Origin of the sequence: Lentzea albida (assembly GCF_900111005.1) — a bacterium.
In the GTDB taxonomy this organism is placed as follows: Bacteria; Actinomycetota; Actinomycetes; order Mycobacteriales; family Pseudonocardiaceae; genus Lentzea; species Lentzea albida.
Genome location: NZ_FOFV01000002.1, coordinates 319,239 through 335,534, shown reverse-complemented (window position 1 = coordinate 335,534; position 16,296 = coordinate 319,239). Strand labels below are relative to the sequence as shown.

The 16,296-nt window shown below is 71.2% G+C and carries 20 protein-coding genes; 10 read left to right on the top strand and 10 right to left on the bottom strand.

The features are described 5' to 3' along the window. Positions 1 to 28 precede the first annotated feature (28 nt). Positions 29 to 766 (bottom strand): SDR family NAD(P)-dependent oxidoreductase, encoded by a 738-nt coding sequence (locus BMY74_RS06975; protein WP_089912578.1) that lies wholly within the window; start codon positions 764 to 766, stop codon positions 29 to 31. Between the two features lie 8 nt (positions 767 to 774). After that, on the bottom strand, positions 775 to 2,559 hold the full coding sequence (locus BMY74_RS44850) for a serine/threonine protein kinase (RefSeq protein ID WP_177229610.1): 1,785 nt from the start codon (positions 2,557 to 2,559) through the stop codon (positions 775 to 777). 147 nt (positions 2,560 to 2,706) lie between these two features. Between BMY74_RS44850 and BMY74_RS06965 the strand changes: the two genes are divergently transcribed. Continuing rightward, positions 2,707 to 3,312 (top strand): Clp protease N-terminal domain-containing protein, encoded by a 606-nt coding sequence (locus tag BMY74_RS06965; RefSeq protein ID WP_218159545.1) that lies wholly within the window; start codon positions 2,707 to 2,709, stop codon positions 3,310 to 3,312. Here BMY74_RS06965 and BMY74_RS06960 read toward each other — a convergent pair. Continuing rightward, entirely contained in the window at positions 3,266 to 4,231 is a 966-nt protein-coding gene (locus BMY74_RS06960) for a helix-turn-helix transcriptional regulator (protein WP_089911357.1), read from the bottom strand. The genes BMY74_RS06965 and BMY74_RS06960 overlap by 47 nt on opposite strands. 103 nt (positions 4,232 to 4,334) lie before the next feature. Between BMY74_RS06960 and BMY74_RS06955 the strand changes: the two genes are divergently transcribed. After that, entirely contained in the window at positions 4,335 to 4,748 is a 414-nt protein-coding gene (locus BMY74_RS06955) for a VOC family protein (RefSeq protein WP_245785951.1), read from the top strand. Next, a complete protein-coding gene (locus BMY74_RS44845; protein ID WP_089911351.1) occupies positions 4,745 to 5,161 on the top strand; it encodes a hypothetical protein in 417 nt (138 codons plus the stop codon). The genes BMY74_RS06955 and BMY74_RS44845 overlap by 4 nt, the downstream gene beginning before the upstream one ends. Here BMY74_RS44845 and BMY74_RS06945 read toward each other — a convergent pair. Then, positions 5,074 to 6,066, bottom strand: coding sequence for a helix-turn-helix transcriptional regulator (locus tag BMY74_RS06945; protein ID WP_089911347.1), 993 nt, complete (start codon positions 6,064 to 6,066; stop codon positions 5,074 to 5,076). The genes BMY74_RS44845 and BMY74_RS06945 overlap by 88 nt on opposite strands. Positions 6,067 to 6,154: 88 nt before the next feature. On the opposite strand from BMY74_RS06945, the gene BMY74_RS06940 reads away from it, so the two are divergent. From BMY74_RS06940 to BMY74_RS06930, 3 genes are read left to right on the top strand one after another with little or no spacing between them, the layout of a single operon-like run. After that, positions 6,155 to 6,544 carry a cupin domain-containing protein gene (locus tag BMY74_RS06940; protein ID WP_245785950.1) on the top strand — a complete coding sequence of 130 codons (390 nt, stop codon included), beginning with the start codon at positions 6,155 to 6,157 and terminating at the stop codon, positions 6,542 to 6,544. Continuing rightward, on the top strand, positions 6,541 to 6,930 hold the full coding sequence (locus BMY74_RS06935; RefSeq protein WP_089911341.1) for a DUF1304 family protein: 390 nt from the start codon (positions 6,541 to 6,543) through the stop codon (positions 6,928 to 6,930). Before BMY74_RS06940 ends, BMY74_RS06935 begins: the two co-directional genes overlap by 4 nt. Positions 6,931 to 6,935: 5 nt before the next feature. Beyond that, positions 6,936 to 7,352 (top strand): protein-tyrosine phosphatase family protein, encoded by a 417-nt coding sequence (locus BMY74_RS06930; RefSeq protein ID WP_089911337.1) that lies wholly within the window; start codon positions 6,936 to 6,938, stop codon positions 7,350 to 7,352. Here the strand turns inward: BMY74_RS06930 and BMY74_RS06925 are convergent. Both BMY74_RS06925 and BMY74_RS06920 read right to left on the bottom strand, forming a co-directional pair. Then, positions 7,349 to 8,017: an MOSC domain-containing protein gene (locus tag BMY74_RS06925; protein ID WP_089911335.1), complete on the bottom strand. Its 669-nt coding sequence runs from the start codon at positions 8,015 to 8,017 to the stop codon at positions 7,349 to 7,351. The two genes, BMY74_RS06930 and BMY74_RS06925, sit on opposite strands and share 4 nt — an antisense overlap. A gap of 10 nt (positions 8,018 to 8,027) precedes the next feature. Then, a complete protein-coding gene (locus BMY74_RS06920; protein WP_218159544.1) occupies positions 8,028 to 8,417 on the bottom strand; it encodes a MerR family transcriptional regulator in 390 nt (129 codons plus the stop codon). A 60-nt stretch (positions 8,418 to 8,477) separates the two neighbouring features. On the opposite strand from BMY74_RS06920, the gene BMY74_RS06915 reads away from it, so the two are divergent. Next, positions 8,478 to 9,512, top strand: a complete 1,035-nt coding sequence (locus BMY74_RS06915) for an aldo/keto reductase (RefSeq protein WP_089912575.1) — start codon at positions 8,478 to 8,480, stop codon at positions 9,510 to 9,512. Between the two features lie 15 nt (positions 9,513 to 9,527). On the opposite strand, the gene BMY74_RS06910 is transcribed toward BMY74_RS06915, so the two are convergent. Genes BMY74_RS06910 through BMY74_RS06900 form a run of 3 tightly spaced genes read right to left on the bottom strand, consistent with a single transcriptional unit; the run spans position 9,528 to position 12,690 of the window. Further along, the gene (locus BMY74_RS06910; RefSeq protein ID WP_245785949.1) at positions 9,528 to 10,649 is read right to left on the bottom strand and encodes a hypothetical protein; all 1,122 of its coding nucleotides are present in this window, start codon (positions 10,647 to 10,649) and stop codon (positions 9,528 to 9,530) included. Beyond that, entirely contained in the window at positions 10,646 to 12,160 is a 1,515-nt protein-coding gene (locus BMY74_RS06905; RefSeq protein WP_089911325.1) for an alkaline phosphatase D family protein, read from the bottom strand. Before BMY74_RS06905 ends, BMY74_RS06910 begins: the two co-directional genes overlap by 4 nt. 11 nt (positions 12,161 to 12,171) lie before the next feature. Then, a complete protein-coding gene (locus BMY74_RS06900) occupies positions 12,172 to 12,690 on the bottom strand; it encodes an FAD-dependent oxidoreductase (RefSeq protein WP_089911322.1) in 519 nt (172 codons plus the stop codon). A 66-nt stretch (positions 12,691 to 12,756) separates the two neighbouring features. Here BMY74_RS06900 and BMY74_RS06895 point away from each other — a divergent pair, with 66 nt between their 5' ends. Then, the gene (locus BMY74_RS06895; protein WP_245785948.1) at positions 12,757 to 13,224 is read left to right on the top strand and encodes a GbsR/MarR family transcriptional regulator; all 468 of its coding nucleotides are present in this window, start codon (positions 12,757 to 12,759) and stop codon (positions 13,222 to 13,224) included. Here the strand turns inward: BMY74_RS06895 and BMY74_RS06890 are convergent. Further along, the gene (locus BMY74_RS06890) at positions 13,181 to 13,711 is read right to left on the bottom strand and encodes a TetR/AcrR family transcriptional regulator (RefSeq protein ID WP_218159543.1); all 531 of its coding nucleotides are present in this window, start codon (positions 13,709 to 13,711) and stop codon (positions 13,181 to 13,183) included. The genes BMY74_RS06895 and BMY74_RS06890 overlap by 44 nt on opposite strands. A 113-nt stretch (positions 13,712 to 13,824) precedes the next feature. On the opposite strand from BMY74_RS06890, the gene BMY74_RS06885 reads away from it, so the two are divergent. Together BMY74_RS06885 and BMY74_RS06880 are read left to right on the top strand one after the other, a co-directional pair. Continuing rightward, a complete protein-coding gene (locus BMY74_RS06885; protein WP_089911315.1) occupies positions 13,825 to 14,769 on the top strand; it encodes an SDR family NAD(P)-dependent oxidoreductase in 945 nt (314 codons plus the stop codon). Then, positions 14,766 to 15,707: an SDR family NAD(P)-dependent oxidoreductase gene (locus BMY74_RS06880; protein WP_089911310.1), complete on the top strand. Its 942-nt coding sequence runs from the start codon at positions 14,766 to 14,768 to the stop codon at positions 15,705 to 15,707. Before BMY74_RS06885 ends, BMY74_RS06880 begins: the two co-directional genes overlap by 4 nt. The last annotated feature ends 589 nt before the right edge of the window (positions 15,708 to 16,296 follow it).

Below are 16,296 nucleotides of genomic sequence, written 5' to 3'. Positions count from 1 at the left end.
AACTGGTTCCGGTCTACCTGCGGAAACGTCACCGCAGGTAGGAGGCCCCGTTCACATCCATGACCGTGCCGCTGGCCCAGAGAGCGCTTTCCGAGGCGAGCCAGGCGACCGCCGCGGCCACCTCCCGCGGCTCGCCGACGCGCCCGAACGGGCTCTGCGCCCGGATCGCCTCACCGGCCGGGCTCGCCAGCAGCTCGGTGACCATGTCGGTCCGCACGAACCCCGGCGCGACGGCCGCGACCGCGATGCCCTGCGGCGCCAGCGACTGCGCGAGCGACTGCGTCATCGCGTGCAGGCCCGCCTTGGCCGCGCCGTACGCGGGGGCGTCCGGCTCACCCCGGAAAGCGCCCCGCGAGCCGACGTTGATGACGCGGCCGCCCTCGCCCATGTGCCGGACCGCGTGCCACGTGAGATCGGCCGGTCCGTACAGGTTGAGCTCGATCGTGCGGCGCCACGCCTGCTGCCACTCCTCGAACCCGGTCGTGGAGATGTTGTGGTGGAAGTAGATGCCCGCGTTGTTCACCAGCACGTCGAGACCACCGAGCTTCTCGACGGTCTCGCTCACGACCTGCTCGGCCTGGTTCGCGCCCAGGTCGCCCTGGACGGTCACGTGGCCCTCGCCGGGGAGGCCCTCGGCCACCTGCCGTGCCTCGTCCGCGCCGGAGCGGTAGTGGACGGCGACCTGGTGGCCGCTCTCCGCGAGTGCGTGGGCGATGGCGGCGCCGATGCCGCGGGAGGCTCCGGTGACGAGTGCGCGTCGAGTCATGGGGTCGATCATGCCTGACTGTTGATCAGCCACTTCCCGTTCTGCTGCACGAACGTGTAGGTGTGCGTCTCGGTCGTGGCGACCGCTGCACCCTGCATGTACTGCAGCGTCACGGTCACGGCGTTGTCGCCCTGCGGGACGAAGTTCGACAGCTGTACCGCGGTGTAGTCGCGCCAGAACGTCTGGTAGGCCTGGAAACTCGGTGCACGCACGGCCTTGAACTGATCCGTGAGCGAGGCGTAACCGGCCTCCAGGTTGCCGGGAATGAGCGCGTAGTAGGCGGTGATCGCCTCCTGGGCGTTCTTCGGACCCGCGGGAGGCTCCGGCGCCTGGCTGGGTGTGCTCGCGGGCGGCGTCGTCTCGGAGTTCGACGGGGGTGTCGTCTGGCTGTCCGTCGGCTGCTGCGGCTGGGACTGGCTCGTCGTCGGCTGGCTGGACGAGGTGCCCGGGCTGGACGAACCACCGGGCGGCGTCTGGGCGTTCTTCTGGTCGCCCTTGGGCCACAACAGGAACGAGCCCACGCCCACGGCGATCACGAGCAGCACGATCGCGATGGGGACCAGCGGGAACTTGCGGCGGTTCTCGCCGGGCTCCGCAGGAGGCGGGGGCGGCGTGTCGGCCGGGAGCGGGAGGACCGGGGTGGGGTTCACCACCGGTGCCTGCTCGACCGGTGCCTGCTCGACCAGTGCGACCGGCTCCTGCTCCGCGGTCGACGCCTCCGCCGCGACCGGCACGGGCTCGGGTTGCGCGACGGGCTCCGCCACCGGTTCCGCGACGGGCTCCGGGGTCTCCTCGGGCGTGGCCTCGGGCTTCGCGGGCGGCGCGGTCAGTCCGGCGGCCTCGGCCGCCGCCGCGCCCGCGACCAGGCCTGCCGCGGCGGCCGCGGCCTCCTGCTTCGCCTTCTCCTGCGGCTGCGCCTCGACCGGGAGCTGCACGGTCGCCGGGATGACGACCGTCGCCTCGGACGCCTGTGGCGTCTCGTTGACGACGGCGGCCAGCAGGTGCACGGCCTCCTGCATGGTCGGGCGGCGCTCGGGCTCGGTCGCGAGCAGCCGGAACAGCACGGGGGACAGCAGGGGGCCGGCGTTGGCCGGGGGCATGATCGAACCGCCGGCGACGCGGTGCAGCATCGCGAGGTGGTTGTCCGCGGTGCCGAACGGCGGGCCGCCCTCGACGGCGTTGTAGAGCGTGGCGCCGAGCGAGAAGACGTCGGAGGGCAGACCGGCGTCCTCGCCGCGGGCGACCTCGGGCGAGAAGAAGGCGGGGGTGCCGACCGTGCCGGTCGCGGTGGCGGTGCCGTCGTCGGTGGCGCGGGAGATGCCGAAGTCGGTGATCTTGACTTCCTGGTCGCCGATCAGGACGTTGCCGGGCTTCACGTCGCGGTGCTGGATGCCGTGGCGGTGCGCGGCGGCCAGTGCGGCGGCGGTGTAGCACCCGATGCGGGCGACCTCGCGCGGCGGCAGCGTGCCCTGCTCGGCGATGACGGCGGCGAGGCTGCGGGAGGGCAGGTACTCCATGATCAGCCAGGGGCGGCCGTCCTCCTCCACCACGTCGTAGACGCGGATGGCGTTGGGGTGCTCCAGGCGGGCGGCGAGGCGGGCCTCGCGCATGGCCCTGGCCTTCGCGCGGTCCACCCTGGCGTCGTCGAGGCCGTCGAGCGCGAGCAGTTCCTTGGCGGCGACCACGCGGTGTAGTTGCTCGTCATAGGCCTGCCAGACGACTCCCATCGCCCCTTGGCCGACCTTCTGCTTCAACTGGTAGCGGCTGCCGATGAGCCTGCTGCTCTCCTCCACGCGGGTGCTCCCGTCCCCTCTGATCACTCACAAGTGTGACGGTTGCCGCGTTCGTCGTTGACTGTAACCCCTACTGGGGGTACATATGGGGTTATGCCAAAAATCAATGTATATCTGCCCGATGAACTCGCGGAGACCGTGAAGGACATGAACATTCCGGTCTCGGCGATCTGCCAGCGGGCGCTCGAGGGCTCGGTGAAGCGGATCGCCGCGATCCGGGCACTCACGGTCGAAGACCTCGAACGCGACACCCTGCCGCAGTTCACCGCCCGAGCGTGGAACGCGCTGCAGATCGCCGCCGAACTCTCGCGGGGCGCCGGGCTCGGCACCGCGCACCTCCTGGCCGGCATCGTGGGGGAGGGGGGAAACCTGGCGCTGGACGTCCTGCGCGCGCTGGACGTCGACCCGCGCGGCCTGGCCACCTCCGTCCCGGACGGCGCCGGCCAGGGGTTCTCCGACGACGGAGCCGCCGCGCTGGAGCTCGCGGTCGTCGAAGCCATCGCGTTGGGACACAACTACATCGGCTGCGAGCACCTGCTGCTCGGCATCGTCGCCGAACCGGACGGACCCGGCGGCGCGGAGCTGCGGGAGCTGGGCGTGGAGGTCAAGGGCGCGCGCAGGGCGGTCCAGACGGCGCTCGCGGGCATCGTCCACCTCCAGAAGCAGCAGAAGGCCGCCCCCGACGCGGCGAAGGTGCTGGAGACGATCATGGCTCGGCTGACCCGCCTGGAGCGGCACGCGGGTATCGGCTGACGAGCTCCGCGCCGATCCGGGCCAGGTGCTCCTGCACCTCCGGCGACTCGACGGTGATCGAGCCGCCCCAGCCGGCGACGTTGCGGGCGATGTCGAGCGGCCGCGGTGCCGTCAGCTCCACCCTCGTGTGCTCGCCCTGCTCCCCGAGGACCGTGCAGTGGCGTCCGTGCTGGTGCCGGAAGACCTCGAGGAACCTGGTGGGCACGAGCACGGTCGCCGACGTCTCCGAGCGCTTCGCCTCGACGGCCGTGACGACCTCGTCCCAGGCGCCGGCGAGCTCGAAGCCGGCGGGCCGGGAGGCGGGTGTGCCGGTGAGGGAGACGCCGGCGATGCGATCGAGCCGGAACGTGCGCTGCCCGTCCGCGGTCCCGGCGATGAAGTACCACGTGCCGTCCTTGTCGACGAGCCCCCACGGGTCGACCTCGCGCCCCTTCGGCGCCTCACCCCGCTTCTGGTAGGTCAGCCGCACCCGCACCTGCTCGACCACGGCCCGTTGCAGCTGAGCCACCAGAGAGGGCCTGTCCTTGGTGTCCTCACCCCACGCGGCGGTGTCGACGACCGTCGCGTCCGCAGCGGCCTGCGCGTCCGCGCGGAAGGTCCTCGGCAGCGCTCGCACGAGCTTGCGCAGCGCCGACTTGATCTCCGGGGCGACCGCGGCCGCCGGTCCCGCGACCAGGAACAACGCCTGCGCCTCCGCCGAGGTGAGCCCGCTGAGGTCGGTGCGGGCGCCGCCGACGAGTGCCCACCCGCCGCCCCTGCCCGGCTGGGCGTACACGGGAACCCCCGCCGCGGACAGCGCCTCGAGGTCGCGGCGGGCGGTCGCGGTGGAGACCTCGAGCTCCACGGCCAGTTCCTTCGCGGTCATGCGCCCGCGGGCCTGCAGCAGGAGAAGGGTGGCGACGAGCCGGTCAGCGCGCATGTACCGAAGTCTCCGCCAAAAGTGCTCACTGGATGAGCACTTTGCGGCCGAAGCTCAACTCACACCGACCCGAACTTTTCTGGAGGCAGTGATGTTGCGAGGCATGTCGACCGTGTCCTACTTCGCCGACGACCTGGCCGAGGCCCGCGCCTGGTACACGCGGTTCCTCGGCGTCGAGGCGTACTTCGAGCGGAGCACCCCGGACGGCGTGCTCGCCTACGTCGAGTTCCGGCTCGGCGACTACCAGGCCGAACTGGGCATCGTCCAGCGCCGGTTCGAGGTGACCCCGTCCGACGGGCCGGCCGGGCAGGTCCTCTACTGGGCCGTGGACGACCTCGACGCGACGCTGGCGAGGCTGCTGGAGCTGGGGGCCAAGCCCCACGACGAGCCGCGGGTGCGGGGCGAGGGGTTCGTGACGGCGTCGGTGGTGGACCCGTTCGGCAACATCCTCGGCGTCATGACCAACGTCCACTACCTGGCCGTCGTGGAGCGGAACCGCCCTGTCCTGCCGGAATGACGAGGCTCGCGATCGCCGGCCGTCGAGGGCTGTCCGCCGCGGTGTCGGCGGAGGTCGACCGGATGGTCCGCGCGGTGGTGGCGGGTGGCGTGCGGGCGGCTCCTCCCGTGGCGGACGGTTCCCTCACCGGTGTGTCGTGCCTGGACGACGGTGCCGACGCCGTCTTCGCCCAGGCCGTGCTGGACGCGGGCGGCGTGCTCGTGGCCGTGCTGCCCGCCTCCGAGTACCGCGAGGCGTTGCACGAGGACTTCCGCCCCGTCTACGACCGAATGGGGTTCCGGTCACGGTCCTGTGGCCGGAGGTCGCCATCCGCTGAACACCGGGGTCACCACGACAGCTTCGCGACCAGCTCCGCCCGGCTGCGCACGCCGAACTTGGCGAAGAGCGACTTGAGGTGGTCCTGCACGGTGTAGGGCGAGATCTCGAGCCGGGCCGCGATCCCGGACGTCGGCCGGCCGGCGAGCACCTCGTGGCAGACGTCCTGCTCGCGGCTGCTCGCGCCGTGCGCCTCGAGCAGAAGTCCCAGCAGATCAGCGGCGGAGGCCCGGCTGATCGTCACGGCCGCCTCGCCGTCGCCGTCGCCGCCGAGGAGTTCGCTCGCCTCGAACAGGATCCAGCCGCCGCGGGCGTCGCGGACCCTCGCCCGGAACGAGCCGGTGCGTGCTCCCGCCGCGGCGGCGCGCAGCATCACCGTGAACCGGCCTGGCGCGACGTCCTCCAACTCGTCGCGCCATCGGGCGGCGGAGGCCGTCGACGCGCGGACCGTGCCGTCACGGGCCACCACGACGATGGCGGGCGCACCCGTCCCGCGGGCGGCGGTGCGCGACGCGAGGCGGGTCGCGGCGCCGAGAGCCGGGGCCACCGAGGTCATGAACTCCACTTCGCGCTCGCTGAACTCGCCGGTGCGCACCATTCCCGCGCCACCCCAGCAGGTGGCGCCGGCGCGGAAGAGCGACCGCAGTTCGTGACGCAGGCCGAGCGGCCGCCAGACCTCGTTGAGCCTCGCGCACCGCTTGTCCTCCAGCCGCGCCACGGTGTCGCCACGCCGGGCCAGCGACGCGAACGTGTGCGGTTCGCCGGGGGTGTACTCGCAGCTCGCGAGCACCGGTTCGTACTGCTGCGGGATGCGGTTGACGCCGCTGGTCATGGTGGCGAACACGCCGGAGACGGGGTCCATCGAGGCCCAGCAGGTGAGCTCGCACGGGACCAGCTGGTCGATCAGGGCGATGGCCGCCTGGTGCAGTTCGACGACGTCGAGCCCCGCGCTCGCCAGTGCCGTGACGTCGCGTCGCACGCCGAGCGCCCGACCCTCCCACATGGTTGGCAGTATGCGCCCGCGCGGGACGGTCCGGGATCCCAGTTTTCCGGGATGGAGCAGGTCGTCCGGGCCGTCGAGGCTTTCTCGCGTGCTGACCACCGCAGGCGAGGGCACCGTGCTGACCGTGCCCGACGCGACCATCACCGTCCGGATCCCGGGGAGCTCCACGGGAGGTGCCTACGAGCTGTTCGAGGTGGACGCGCCGCGGGGCGAGGCCGCGCCGCCGCACCGCACGCCGTGGCCCAAGGCCTACTACGTGGTGCACGGGCGCATGGCGGTGTTCCTCGACGGCGAGCTGTACGACCTGTCACCGGGTGACGCCATCACGATCCCGCCCGGCGCTGTGCACACGTTCACCGTGCACACGCCGTCGGTGCAGTTCCTGGCGTTCGCCGTCGGGGAGGCCATGGGGGCGTTCTTCCGGGACCTGTCCGCCGACGGCCTGGAGGCGTTGGCCCGGCACGGGGTGACGCAATGAGTGCCATCGCGCAGGTCGCCGTCGTCGTCGCCGCGCTGGTGCACGTGGTGGTGTGGATCTGCGAGGCGTTCCTGATCGGGCGGGTGCACCTGTCGATGTTCGGGCAGCCGGCCGACCACGTCCCGGCGATCCGGTTGTGGGCGTTCGGGGTGGGGTTCTACAACCTGTTCCTGGCGTGCGGCCTGGTCGCCGGGTTGGTCGCACTGCACGGCGGGCACGAACTGGTCGGCCGTACGCTCGTCTTCTACGTCTGCTGGTTCATGCTCGCGGGCAGCGTGGTGCTGGCCGTCGCCGACCAGCTGGCGCTGAGCCGCCCGCGCAACCAGGCGTGGGGAGGCGTTGTGGCGGAAGGACTTCCGCCGCTCGTCGTACTGGTGTTCGCTTGAGCTTTTTGGGGGAGTCGTTGAAGACGATCGAACTGCCCGACGGAGCCGTGATCACGGGCCGTGGCCTCCGCGACGGCAGGCTCGTGGACCCGCGGCCCGACTACGGGGTGTACCTGCAGCCCAGGCCGGTCGACGTGCCGTGGCCGCATGACTGGATCGACTGGCCGGACTTCCGCCTGCCGCGCGACCACGGCGCCGCCATCGCCCTGATCCGCTCGCTGCACGCCCGCGCGCTGTCCGGCGAGAAGGTCGAGGTCGCGTGCAGCGGCGGTGTCGGCAGGACCGGCACCGTGATCTCGTGCCTGGCCGTGCTGGCGGGCGTGCCGGCGGCCGAGGCCGTGGCGTGGACGCGCGCGCACTACCACCGCCGCGCCGTCGAGACACCATGGCAGAAGCGCTGGGTGCGGAACTTCCCGGCCTAGGAGTCGAGCTCGACGACGGTGCGCTTGTGCACCAGCTCGATGACGTCCGGCGGCATCGCGTCGCCGGCCGCGAGCAGCCGGGGCAGCAGCGCGGCCTCGGTGGTGATGGCGCGGAAGACCAGCTCGACGGTGACGTCGTGGCCGGGCCGGTGCACGACGGTGATCTCGTCACCCGGCCCGACCAGACCCGCTTCGAGCACGCGGAAGTAGGCGCCGGGCCGGGCTTCCCGGGTGAACCGCTTGACCCAGCCGCGCTGCCCGAGGAACTCGGCGAACGTGCGGCACGGGATGCGCGGCCCGGTGACCTCCAGCAGCGCCGTGCCGATCCGCCACTGCTCGCCGACGAGGGCGTTCGTGTGGTCGACGCCCTGCGTGGTCAGGTTCTCGCCGAACTGGCCGTTGTCCAGTGCCACGCCGAGCTCGGACTGCCACCGGTCGAGGTCCTCGCGGGCGTAGCCGTACACGGCCTGGTGCTCGCCGCCGTGCACGGTCCAGTCGGCGATCGAGTCGCCCTCCACGCCGCTGCCCGCCGACCCCTTGGCGCCGACCGGGCTGATCCTCAGCGGTCCGTCCACCGGCCGTTTGCCGATGCCGGTGGCACCCGCGCGGGCGTAGCCGACCGGGACCGTCTTGCGGGCGACGTTCAGCGAGAGCACGACAGGCATGCGACCGAGACTATTGGCCGACCGCGCGGGCGTCGATGGAATTGACGTAGTCCTGGTAGACGCTGACCTTGTGCGTGATCAGGTCCATGCACTCCTGCAGCTGCGCCATCTGCTCGCGGACGCGTTCCTGGTGCTCCTTCAGGATGTCCAGCCGCTGCAGTTCGTTGCCGTCGCCCTGGCGGACCAGGTCGGTGTAGCGCCGGATCTCCGGCACGGGCATCCCGGACATGCGCAGCATGATGCACATCTTCAGCCAGGCGAGGTCCTGGTCCGTGTACACGCGGCGGCCGCCCGGTCCTCTGTGGACCTGGTGCGCGAGGATGCCCTCCTTCTCGTAGAAGCGCAGCGCGTGCACGCTCAGTCCGGTGCGTTCGGCCACCTGTCCGATGCTCAGCCCCATGTGGTCGAGCATAGGCTTGACCTAGAGTCGGCTCTACTTCGTAGGTTCGGCCGCATGAACATGCGCTATCGCGTTCTCGGGGGAACCGGCATCGAGGTCAGCCACCACTGCCTCGGCGCCATGATGTTCGGCTCCGTCGCCAACAACGACCACGAAGAGGGAGTGCGGATCATCCACCGCGCCCTCGACGCGGGCATCAACTTCGTCGACACCGCCGACATGTACTCGGCGGGCGACTCCGAACAGATCGTCGGCAAGGCGTTGAAGGGCCGGCGCGACGACGTCGTGCTGGCCACGAAGGTGCACTTCCCGCTGGGGGAGGGGCGCAACCGCAGCGGCAACTCGCGCCGCTACGTCACCCGTGCCGTCGAGGACAGCCTGCGCCGCCTGGACACCGACTGGATCGACCTCTACCAGGTGCACCGGCCGGACTACACCACGGACGTCGAGGAAACGCTGTCCGTCCTCACTGACCTGGTGCGGCAGGGCAAGATCAGGGCGTTCGGCTGCTCGACGTTCCCGGCGGAGGAGATCGTCGAGGCCTACCACGTGTCGCTGAACCGCGGGCTGATGCGGTTCCGGTCCGAGCAGCCGCCGTACTCGTTGCTGGCGCGCGGGATCGAGCGCTCCGTGCTGCCGACCGCGCACCGGCTCGGCATGGGTGTGCTGGTGTGGAGCCCCCTGGCCAGCGGGTTCCTCTCGGGCAGGCACCGCAGGGGCGCCTCGGCCGAGGCGTTCCGGGCGACGCTGACGCCCGACCGGTTCGACGAGTCGCTGGCGCGCAACGCGGCGAAGTTCGACGCCGTGGAGGAGTTCGCGAAGCTGGCCGACGAGATGGGGGTGTCGCTGCCGGCGCTCGCGATCGCGTTCACGACGACGCACCCGGCGGTGACGTCGGCGATCATCGGGCCGCGCACGATGGAGCAGCTGGAGTCGTTGCTGGAAGGCGCTTCTCTGGTGCTGACCGACGACGTGCTGGACCGCATCGACGAGATCGTGCCGCCCGGCACCGACACCTACGACGTGTCCGGTGGCTGGAAGCCCGCGTCGCTGCTGGAGGTCCACCAGCGACGCAGGCCCCTCGACCGGCGTTAGTGCCACACCGCTAGATCACCACTGCTGGGTGCTCAGGCCGGTGCCCAGGTAGATCTGGTCGAACCCGTTGCCGTCGTTGTCGTCGGTGTAGACGACGGTGACGCGGCCCCACGGGTCGACGCCCACGGCCGGTTCGTCCTGCCTGCCGGTGGCGTTCGAGACCGTGAGCTGCCGTTCGGGACGGCCCGTGGTGGTGCCGTCGGGGTTGTAGGCGCTCGTGTGGACGTCCTGCGCCTCGGTCGTGGTCACCGCGACCCCGAGCTGGTCGTCGATGCCGACCTGCGGGTCGGCGCCGGTCGTCGCCGCCACCGCGCCCCGTGAGGCGCCGGCGGCGGTGAACGACTGGACGCGGACCCCCGACTGCTGCCAGGCCACCGCGAAGTCGCCGTTGAAGTTGGCCGCCACGGCGGGACGCGTGCCCTGTCCCGTCGTGGTCTGCGCCAGCTTCACGCCGCCCGACGGGGTGACGATCTTGCGGGCGACGTTCGCGTCGGCCTCCCACACGATCACCGCGTTGCCCGCGGCGCCCATCGCCACCTGCGGCTTGGCGTGGGTGCCGCCCGCGTTGTTGACCTGGGCCTCGTAGGACTTGGAGCCGATGGACGCGAACATGCTCACCCGCGTGGTGGACGGGTTCGTGCCCTGCTTGTCCTCCCACACCACGGCGAAGCCGCCGCTGTCGGGATCGGCCGCGACGCTCGGGAAGTACTGCTGGCCGTCGGCGCTCGCGTTGGCCGTGCCGGACCCCGACACGGTGCCGCTCGCGCTGACCGAGCGGACCGCGATGTTGTAGTAGCCGTTGCCGTCCGGGTCCTCGGACCACACGACGACGGCGCTGCCGTCCTCCCGCACCGAGACGTCGGGCTGCCAGTGGCGCCAGGTGCCCGTGCCGCCGGTGGAGAGCTTCTTCTCGTAGACCGGCGTCCCCTCCTTGAAGAGACGGATCCAGACGTCGGAGTGGACCGGGTCCTCGGGGGCCGTGGTGTCGCGGTCGTCCTCCCAGACGACGGCCGTGTAGCCGTTGCGGGAGGCCGAGACGGACGCGTTGTCCTGGTCACCGGTCGAGTCGCTGTTGACCGTGGACCACGTCATCGGGGCGGGTGCCAGCAGGAGGCTCGCGATCAGGAGTGTCTTCACGGCGCCTGCAATCCGGGGTTGGCGGCCTCGACGACGTAGCTGCCGACGGTCTTGACCGGGTAGTCGCGGACGGTGACCTTGTCGACGGCGCGGAAGTCGACGTTCATCTGCGTCGAGGTGGTGCGGGTCTTCACGTAGCCGCGCAGGTTCTTGAAGTACTTCACGTGCGGGTTCAGCGTCGGGTTGAGGCTGTTGTCGGCGGCGTTGCCGTCACCGCCGGACGTGATCGACGTGGTGACGAGCTCGGTGCCGATGATCCGGTTCTGCGTGCCGTAGTTCTGCATGAGGTTCGCGCCCCAGCTGCGGTGCACGTCGCCGGTGAGCACGACCGTGCCCTTGTTGCCGTTGGTGTCCCAGGCGTTCTGGATGCGCGCGCGGTTGGCGGTGTAGCCGTCCCACGAGTCCATGCTCTTCGACCCGTCCGCCGCGGCGAGGCGTTGTGCGAAGAACACCTGCTGGCCCAGGAAGTCCCACGTGCCGAGCTTCTGCCGCAGGCCGTCGATCAGCCACGTCTCCTGCGAGGTGCCGGTGAGCGTGCGTGCCGACGCGTCGGCCTCGGGGCAGACCTTCGTGCCGTCACCGCACGCCTGGTCGTCGCGGTACTGGCGGGTGTCGAGCATGTGGAACGTGGCGAGGCTGCCCCAGCGGACCCTGCGGTGCAGCAGCATGTTCTGCGCCGTCGGCGCCTGGGCGCTCCGCAGCGGCATGTGCTCGTAGTAGGCCTTGTAGGCGGCGGCGCGGCGGGCCGTGAAGTCACCGGCCGGGCTGCTGTCGTTGCGGACGAGGTTCGCGTAGTTGTTCTCGACCTCGTGGTCGTCCCAGACGACGAGCCAGGGCGCGGTGGCGTGCGCGGCCTGCAGGTCCGGGTCGGTCTTGTACTGGGCGTGCCGCACGCGGTAGTTCGCGAGCGTGCTGATCTCGGTGGAGGGCGCGAACTGGCGGACCTTCGTGGTGGTGGCGCCGCCTTCGTAGATGTAGTCGCCGAGGTGCAGGATCAGGTCGGGGTGCTCCTCGGCCATCCGGCGGTAGGCCGTGAAGTAGCCCTCCTCGTAGTGCGAGCACGAGGCGAAGAGCATGGTGAGCTCGGGCTGGGTGCCGACGGCCGGCGCGGTGAGGGCGCGGCCGGCGGGGGAGATGTGGCCGCCGGTGCGGAAGCGGTACCAGTACTCGCGTCCCGGCTCCAGACCGGTGAGGGTGACGTGCACGGAGTGGGCGCTCGCCTGGGCGGTGGTGAACGTGCCGGTGCGGGCGACGTTGGTGAAGCGCTCGTCGGTGGCGACCTGCCACTCGACGGCGGTGGCGGTGTTCGGCATGCCGCCGAGGCCGTCGGCGTTCAGGGGGCTGGGGGCGAGGCGGGTCCAGATCACGAACCCGTCCGCGGCTGGTTCGCCGGACGCGACACCCAGGGTGAAGGGGTACCCGATCGCGTTGGCCAGTGCGGGGAGTAGAACTCCGGCGCTCGCTCCCGCGAGGCCGCCCACGATGAAGGTACGTCTCCGTAACGTGGTCATGGGACGCACAGTTACCGGACGCGGGTAAAGGCCCGCCTAATTGCGTGTGGCTTCAAAGTGGTTTCCCACCAGGCGAAAGCGGCGCGGTCGTCGGGGTGGATGTCGAAGGCGTCGGCGAGCAGTTCGGCGGCGCTGAGCGGCAGGCCGGTGTCGCGGACGGCGCGGTGGAGCAGGGCGACGTGGTCGCGTGACCAGGTTTCGAGGCGCAGACCGGGTAATCGCTCCGCCTCACAGCAGGGCTGGGCGCACACGACGACGTCGAACCACTCGTCCTCGTGGTCGTTGAACGCGACCGTGACGCCGAACCGGTCGGGGTGCAGTGCGGTGACCTTGCTGCGGCGGGTCTCGTAGTGCAGGTCGTGGGGCAGTGCGGCGAGGCGCCGGGCGGCGTGGCGGTCGGGGCCGGTGATCAGCACGGGGGCGTGGTGGGCGCCGCTGTCGAGCACGACGACGTCCCAGGTGCTGCGGGTGAGTCTGAGCGCGGTGGCGAGGCCGGAGATGCCCGCTCCCACGACGAGTGCTGTGGCCATGACCTGCCCCTTCCCCCTAGGATCGAGATTAGCGAACGTTCAGAAATTTCTGAAGACAGGGTGACTGTGACGGGCGAGACAGACCGCGGGGAGGCCGCCGAGCACCTGGCGCTGACGCTGGTCGGGGCCGGGATGCAGCGGATGGCCGCGCGGGTGCTCGCGGCGTTCCTGTTCACCGACGAGGACTCGCTGACGGCGGGCGACCTGAGCGCGCAGCTCGGGGCGAGCGCGGGGTCGGTGTCGGGTGCGATCAGGATGGTCGTGCAGATGGGCCTGGTCGAGCGGGCGCCGGCGCCGGGCAGCCGTCGCGAGCACTACCGGATGCGCGACCGCGCGTGGACGACGTTGTACGGCAGGCAGCACGCTCCGATCGACGACATCCTGGCCGCCGTGGCGCGCGGGGTGGAGGCGGTCGGGCCGGGCCCCGCCCGGGAGCGGCTGGCCTACATGCGCGACTTCTACGAGTTCCTGCTCGGCGAGGTGCCCGCGCTCATCGAGCGGTTCGACCGGCGCCGTGGAGGATCCCGGCCATGACCAGGTCGAGCAGCCGCTTCGCCTGGGTCTCGTCACCGTTCTGGGCGACGGCGACCAGCATCGTCATCACGTCCAGCGGCTCCGTGGTGGCGTCCAGCGGGGCCAGCAGCAGGGAGATGGCCTCGACCAGCTTGGCCCTGCTGTGCTCGAACGGGTTGACGCCCAGGGCGATGACGGCCTGCAGCGCGTCCTTGAGGTCGTGCTTCGTCGTGATGTAGGCGATGAAGCGGTTCATCCACTCGCGCAGCGCCGCCTCGGGCTCGTGGGTCTCGAGCAGTTCGGGCGCCGCGTCGCAGAGCTTCTCGAGCTCCGTGCGGTAGACGGCCTCGATCAGGGCCTCGCGGGTGGGGAAGTGCCGGTACAGCGTGCCGATCCCCACGCCCGCCTTCTTGGCGATCGCGCCGAGCGTCACGTCCTTCTCGTGGGTGAACGCGTCGAGCGCCACCTCGATCAGCAGTCCCCGGTTCCGGACCGCGTCTGCACGCACTTCATCACTCCTATGGGGTACGCCACTTGCTAAACGGAGGATCCTCCGCTTACTGTGGAACTCGAACCGGAGGCACCTCCGTTTCAGTGTACGACAGAGGTTGGGGAAATCTGATGAGTGAGCGCATCCTCACCCCGTTCGGGTTCGAGAGCGCGGCTCTCGAGGTCGTCGAGGGCGTCGACCTGTCCGGCCGTCGCGCCGTGGTCACCGGTGGGGCGTCGGGCATCGGCGTGGAGACCGTGCGGGCGCTGGCCGCCGCCGGAGCCGAGGTCACCATCGCGGCGCGCGACGTGGAGGCGGGCCGCCGGGTCGCCGCCGAGGTGTCCGCGTCGACGGGCAACAACGCCGTTCTGGTCGCTCCGCTGGAGCTGACCTCGCAGGAGTCGGTCAAGGCCTTCGCCTCGGCGTGGGACGGCCCGCTGCACCTGCTGATCAACAACGCGGGTGTCATGGCCCCGCCGCTGACCCGCACGCCGGAGGGCTGGGAGCTCCAGTTCGCCACGAACCACTTCGGCCACTTCGCGCTGACGCTGGGCCTGTTCGCCGCGCTGCGCGCCGAGGGCGCCCGCGTCGTCAACGTCAGCTCCGCCGGCCACCTGAGCAGCCCGGTGGTGTTCGACGACATCCACTACGAGCGCCGCGAGTACGACCGCTGGCAGGCGTACGGCCAGTCGAAGACGGCGAACGTGCTGTTCGGCGTCGAGGCGGGCCGCCGCTGGTCCGGCGAGGGCATCACGATGAACGCGTTGATGCCGGGCGGCATCCTGACGGCGCTGCAGCGCCACATCACCCCGGAGGAGCTGGAGGAGCGGCGCCGCCTGCGCGGCGGCTCGAACCCGTTGCGCCTCAAGACCCCGGAACAGGGCGCGGCCACCACCCTGGTGCTCGCCGTGTCCCCCTTGGTGGAGGGCCGTTCGGGCCTCTACTTCGAAGACTGCGACGAGGCGCTCCCACACGCTCCGGGCATGAGCAACGGCCTGGCCGCCTACGCGGCCGACCCCGAAGCCGCCGCCCAGCTTTGGGAGGTCTCCGAGGAAACGCTGAAGGTGCAGGCATGATCACGACAGGATTCGGTTTCGAGACGACGGCCCTGCAGGTCGTCGAGGGCGTGGACCTCACCGGCCGCCGCGCCGTCGTCACCGGCGGCGCCTCGGGCATCGGCGTGGAAACGGTCCGAGCCCTGGCCACGGCGGGCGCCGAGGTCACCATCGCGGCCCGCGACATCGACGCGGGCGAGCGAGTGGCCACCGCCCTCGCCAAGTCCACCGGCGCGCACATCTCGGTGGCACACCTGGACCTCTCCTCCCAGGCGTCGGTGAAGGCCTTCGCCCGCAACTGGGACGGCCCGCTCCACCTCCTGGTCAACAACGCGGGCGTCATGGCCACCCCGCTGACCCGCACCCCGGAGGGCTGGGAACTCCAGTTCGCCACCAACCACCTGGGCCACTTCGCCCTGACCCTGGGCCTCTTCAACTCACTCCGAGCCGAAGGCGCCCGCGTGGTCAACGTCAGCTCGTCCGCCCACCTCATGAGCGACGTCGTCTTCGACGACATCCACTACGCCCACCGCGAGTACGACCGCTGGGAGGCCTACGGCCAGTCCAAGACCGCCAACATCCTCTTCGGCGTGGAGGCGGGCCACCGCTGGGCAGGCGAGGGCATCACCATGAACGCCCTCATGCCGGGCAGCATCGCCACCAACCTCCAACGCCACCTGACCCAGCAGGAACTGCAGGACCGCATCCGCCAAAGCGGCGCCACCGCCACCCGCCGCGTTAAAACCCCGGAGCAGGGCGCCGCCACCACCCTGGTGGCAGCCACCTCGCCCCTGCTGGAAGGCGTGTCCGGCAAGTACCTCGAAGACTGCAACGAGGCCACGCCGGCGGAGCCCGGCAACCATCTCCGCGGCCTGGCGGCCTACGCCCAGTCCGAGGAGTCGGCGGCCCAACTCTGGAAGGTGTCGGAGGAAACCCTCTGGTCCCTGAAGGCGGCGTAGCCACCCCGTCGGGGTGATGGCAACCGGGTCCGGCTGGGGACCGGGAGCGCGGACCGCGGCTCCCGGCCCCCAGCCGGCCATGGGCTGGTAGGGGCGAACGGTGACGGACAACGGCACCCCCGCCACCGGCACCGGCACCCGCCGACCGGCTTCGCCTCTAACGGCTGCGCCGGCCTTCGCTTGTTTCGCCGCGCCGCATCCGCTCGCTGCCGTCGTGCCTGCGGCGGCCTACACCGACGTCACGCCCCCTGCGGCTGCGCCACCCACCGCACGCCTCTGACTGCTGGCGCCACACCGCCGCTACGCCCCCACCTGTCGCGGCACGCCCTTCGCCACTCGCGGCTGCGCTACCCACCGTCACACCACGTAGCAAACGTGCCACCCACCTGCCGACCCATGCTTCGCCAGCCGCCAGCCGCCAGCCGCCAGCCGCACACGACCGCTGCTACGCCCCTGTCGCGGCACACCGGCCTCCCTCGACCCGCTCACCGCGCGCGTCGCACCGCCGCCCGCCCCCATCTGCCGCAGGCACACCCGCCCCCACCCGCCTAGAGGTCTGGACCATTTCGTGCCACAATGACTGTGGGTC

Bases quoted from the DNA above. Each gene is read 5' to 3' on its own strand.
- BMY74_RS06960 (WP_089911357.1), bottom strand. From the start codon at position 4,231: ATGCGCGCTGACCGGCTCGTCGCCACCCTTCTCCTGCTGCAGGCCCGC.
- BMY74_RS06955 (WP_245785951.1), top strand. From the start codon at position 4,335: ATGTCGACCGTGTCCTACTTCGCCGACGACCTGGCCGAGGCCCGCGCC.
- BMY74_RS06915 (WP_089912575.1), top strand. From the start codon at position 8,478: ATGCGCTATCGCGTTCTCGGGGGAACCGGCATCGAGGTCAGCCACCAC.
- BMY74_RS06880 (WP_089911310.1), top strand. From the start codon at position 14,766: ATGATCACGACAGGATTCGGTTTCGAGACGACGGCCCTGCAGGTCGTC.
- BMY74_RS06925 (WP_089911335.1), bottom strand. From the start codon at position 8,017: ATGCCTGTCGTGCTCTCGCTGAACGTCGCCCGCAAGACGGTCCCGGTC.
- BMY74_RS06920 (WP_218159544.1), bottom strand. From the start codon at position 8,417: ATGGGGCTGAGCATCGGACAGGTGGCCGAACGCACCGGACTGAGCGTG.
- BMY74_RS06975 (WP_089912578.1), bottom strand. From the start codon at position 766: ATGACTCGACGCGCACTCGTCACCGGAGCCTCCCGCGGCATCGGCGCC.
- BMY74_RS06945 (WP_089911347.1), bottom strand. From the start codon at position 6,066: ATGTGGGAGGGTCGGGCGCTCGGCGTGCGACGCGACGTCACGGCACTG.
- BMY74_RS06935 (WP_089911341.1), top strand. From the start codon at position 6,541: ATGAGTGCCATCGCGCAGGTCGCCGTCGTCGTCGCCGCGCTGGTGCAC.
- BMY74_RS06965 (WP_218159545.1), top strand. From the start codon at position 2,707: ATGAACATTCCGGTCTCGGCGATCTGCCAGCGGGCGCTCGAGGGCTCG.
- BMY74_RS06885 (WP_089911315.1), top strand. From the start codon at position 13,825: ATGAGTGAGCGCATCCTCACCCCGTTCGGGTTCGAGAGCGCGGCTCTC.
- BMY74_RS44845 (WP_089911351.1), top strand. From the start codon at position 4,745: ATGACGAGGCTCGCGATCGCCGGCCGTCGAGGGCTGTCCGCCGCGGTG.
- BMY74_RS06905 (WP_089911325.1), bottom strand. From the start codon at position 12,160: ATGACCACGTTACGGAGACGTACCTTCATCGTGGGCGGCCTCGCGGGA.
- BMY74_RS06900 (WP_089911322.1), bottom strand. From the start codon at position 12,690: ATGGCCACAGCACTCGTCGTGGGAGCGGGCATCTCCGGCCTCGCCACC.